Annotated in this window: 1 protein-coding gene; it reads left to right on the top strand. The window is 58.8% G+C overall.

The window, feature by feature from the left end:
- Window positions 1-64 precede the first annotated feature (64 nt).
- Window positions 65-1,155: right-handed parallel beta-helix repeat-containing protein (locus ONB24_12845; GenBank protein MDZ7317001.1), on the top strand; the 1,091-nt coding region annotated here is incomplete at its 3' end.

The raw sequence follows: 1,155 nt of genomic DNA, 5'->3' as shown, positions 1-1,155 counted from the left end.
GGCTGGTTTCCCGTTATGCCGAACTGATCAACTCGGCTTTCCAACCTGAACCCATGACGGCGCCGTGGTCTACCTCAACGGTGTAGAACTATTTCGCTCGAATATGCCGGAAGGGGAGGTTCAGCACAGTACGCCCGCTTTATCAGCCGTCGGCGGTGCCGATGAAAGCACCTTTTTCGAGTTTTCTTTTCCGGGCAGCGTTTTGGTCAACGGCAGCAACCTGATTGCCGTAGAGATTCATCAGAACAGCGGCTCCAGTTCGGACCTCAGCTTCGACTTGGAAATCGAAGCGGAACAGCTCGGCGGAGACCAAACGATCTCCATGGAACCCGAGTTGACGCTTACGCTGGACGGCGACCGCTCGCTGATCGCCGCTTTTCAGCCCGAGAGCGCACGGGTTCTGCCGAGCTCGATATCCGGCAGTCAGACGCTGACGGCAGCAGGCTCGCCTCACCTGGCTCTCGGCAGCGTCACGATAGAACCGAACGCGATTCTCACACTGGAACCCGGAACGGAGGTGCGCTTTGCCGAAGGCGCCGATCTGATTGTGCGCGGTAAACTCGAGGCGAACGGAACTGCAGAGGCCCCCGTCGCTTTCCGCGGCATCGGCGGCGGCAAATGGGGAGCCGTATGCTTCGATCAAGCAAGCAGCGGCTCGACCCTGTCTCACACACTCATCCAAGGCGCTACGACCGGCGCCGACGCCGCCCGCTTTAATGCCGCCGTGGCCGTGCAGAATTCCGATCTCACGCTCGATCGCGTCACCATCAATCACTGTCGGCAGCCCTTCAACGCCGTCGGCGGCCGCATTACGCTGATCGGCTGTACGTTTGACGGCACGGGAGCCGGGGACGACATTCTCCATGTGCAGAATGCATCGGCACGCATCGAATCCTGTCGGCTCTTCGGCAACGGCGAGGTCGACTTTGATTCGGTAGACGAAGGTGTTATTCGCAATTCGATCATCGAAATCATCAGCGACGATCCCAACCGCGACGGCATCGACATCGGCGCATCAAAGAACGTTCTGATCGAAGGCAACCGCATTTTCAATACGCCGGATAAGGGCATTTCCGTCGGTGAAAAATCTCTGGGTACCCTCATTCGCCGCAATCTGATCGTCAATGCAGCCATGGGCGTGGCGGTCAAGGATGC

The sequence above is a fragment of the candidate division KSB1 bacterium genome (assembly GCA_034505495.1).
In the GTDB taxonomy this organism is placed as follows: domain Bacteria; phylum Zhuqueibacterota; class Zhuqueibacteria; order Residuimicrobiales; family Krinioviventaceae; genus Fontimicrobium_A.
This window is presented reverse-complemented; position numbering and strand designations above follow the sequence as displayed.